The organism is Shewanella sp. Sh95, from assembly GCF_001308045.1.
Classification (GTDB): Bacteria; Pseudomonadota; Gammaproteobacteria; order Enterobacterales; family Shewanellaceae; genus Shewanella; species Shewanella xiamenensis.
Genome location: NZ_LGYY01000279.1, coordinates 1 through 2,695, shown reverse-complemented (window position 1 = coordinate 2,695; position 2,695 = coordinate 1). Strand labels below are relative to the sequence as shown.

1 protein-coding gene is annotated in these 2,695 nt (G+C 37.2%); it reads right to left on the bottom strand.

What is annotated here, in order from left to right:
• Window positions 1–97: 97 nt before the first annotated feature.
• Window positions 98–1,849, bottom strand: a complete 1,752-nt coding sequence (locus AEA42_RS21570; RefSeq protein WP_082389691.1) for an AAA family ATPase — start codon at window positions 1,847–1,849, stop codon at window positions 98–100.
• Window positions 1,850–2,695: the final 846 nt, after the last annotated feature.

The window sequence follows — 2,695 nt, the reverse complement described above, 5'->3', positions numbered from 1 at the left end:
TCGGATATTGGCTTCGCGCATCTTGTTGTCCAAGTGTAGTTTTTAGCGAAACCATTTGATCATGCAACAAGATGCGCTTCCACCCTAATTTGATGATTTATTTGTAAATCATCAGGGGATTCTTCAGTGCATAGTCGGGAAAAGCTTTTCCAAATATCTGAAGATATTCTGACTTTTCAAACAGGTCTTCAATATCGGCTTTTTCGTAGTCGTCACCTGCGAACTCATCAAAAAACCTGACATGCTTATCTTTAATGATCTTCGATTGAATTAGGCCATCAAGCCTTTGGGCTCCTTTTGCATTATTGAAAGAATCTAACAAGCAAGAAATTTTCAGCTTTGAACCACGAAGCAAAGAAATAAATGAAACCACTTTATCTAAACCGCCTACAGGAACAATTGTCACATCATTCCGTAATCCTTCTCGTCCATCACTTTCCAATAAGCTAGATATGAACGTCAAATAGTTTAGATCGGATGGGCCTTCAACAAGCAGATTGTTTTTAGATACAAATAGATTTTGAGCAATATCATAACCAAGTGCTGCTTGTAGCGGGAATAGCGTATCAGGATCTTTTTCCTGTATGGCATTTGAAATAATACTGCCAGCATCAGAGTCGTAAACAGTTCTTACTCTATGTAACGCATCGGATTCAACCATAAAAGGCGAATGGGTTGAGTATACTATCTGGTAATTATCAGAAAGATCATTGATAAATCGTAACAAGTCGGCTTGAGCCGATGCATGTAGGTTTAAGCCTGGCTCATCTAATAAAAGAATGAAATTGTTATCCTTGTCATCCTGAATTTTACTAAACCATACTATAAATGAAAAAAACCAATTGAATCCCTTGCTTCTGTTTTTGAGCGGCAACGATATTCTGTGCCTGTTATTTCTGACACGTATATCTAAGATTTTTTCTGGTTGTTGATTTGGTCTTATAACAGAGTCAATTTTGAACTCGATTGCGAGATTGCTATTGGTTGACCAGTACTCAAAAATAGTGTCTGTTATTTCATTGGAAGTAGCCTCTAACTCAGCAATGAACGACTCAAAGCTAGATGAACTTGCCAGCTGATCTATGTCAACAACAGCAAGCTCGAACAGCGCCTTTGCTGTTTCCAATTGATGTTTCGTTAGCTCACTAGTTGGCGCGTTTTTTCGAATTGATTCTATGCTTACTCTTGATGGAAGCTCATGATACTCATCAAAGTACCAGAACCTCGGAATACGAGGGTTTAAATATTTCTTTGTTATATAGGCATCTATTAGGTTTGTTTTCCAACCAAAAGCTCCTTTGACGATATTTTCGTTAATATGAGAAATGATTTTCTTAAGCTCTTCATTTTCTCCTGGATCGCACTCTACTACCGCTTTCACCGAGCCTAGTTTCAATAAGTGGTTCTTAATCTCATTATCAAACCCTAGCTTACTTTGTAAATTTTCAAGAAATTTCTCTTCATTGGATTTGATATAATACCAAAAACGACCAGATTTATACTTGACTTCAACCTTGAACTGTTCGGTAGTAAGAACGCCCTTGCCTAGATCCGAATTTATTTCATCAATTGTTTCATCGTCAATTTTAAAAGTGCAGGTTATTACAACTGCATCCTCTTCTGAACGTTGATATTTTTTCAGATCATTTCGGGGGTAATCTCTAACTTCATCGAACTTGAAATCATCATCATCGGTAAAGTAATTGAACTTTGCCAGCGCCTCAAGGAATGCTGTTTTTCCGCTTTCGTTCTTACCAACAAGGGTAGTTACATCATCCTCAAGTTTTACAACTTGTTCATTGGTATAGCTCTTGTATTTATTAATTTTCGCTTCCGTTAAAATGAACACAGTATTCTCCAAGTTTTCAATATTTATATTGTAGACGACAACTATGTTGAAAATCCTCGAAACCAGCCTTTCCTATAAAATTTAACTCGTGCGCTGCGCGTTTATCTTGCTACACCGGTGAAAACGTACAAAGTTAACTACTTGTATACAAGGAACTTATCAGGATTCTATTCAATACACCATCAGTAAAAACACGCATGCGCGTTGTTAAAACCTATCACCTAATCTTTACAGCTTATATCCTGCTGATCTTAAATGACTTTAAATTATATTTATTAGAATAACGCGCACAAATATTGCTCTCAAAAACCTAAAAAACAAGCGTAGTAAGATATGACTGTATACCTAATCAGGATTGGGTTGTCATAGAGAATCCCACATCATAAATAGAGGTCTACTACAATCGAGTTTAAACTCAATCTACAGTACAGTGCCGATTCAGATCTGCTTCAGTAAAATTGTAGACACCTACTATCTTTACCTCATATTTGCTCAATTGCGCTATAGGTACGAAGTTCTGGAAGGTTTTCAAAATCGGATTTAGGCTCAGATCATTTTCCAAGTCTTTGGAGCACACTTTCGAGTGAGGCACAGGATGTACCTTGAAGATATTGTGTTACCAATACAGACATAGCTCTGAAGAATCCCCTGATGATTTACAAATAAATCATCAAATTAGGGTGGAAGCGCATCTTGTTGCATGATCAAATGGTTTCGCCAAAAACTACACTTGGACAACAAGATGCGCGAAGCCAATATCCTACAACATTCTTTACACCAATACTGCCCAGAACTTCACCTAAAACGATTAAACAGCTTGATGCTGGCCTCTAAGGCACTGATTGA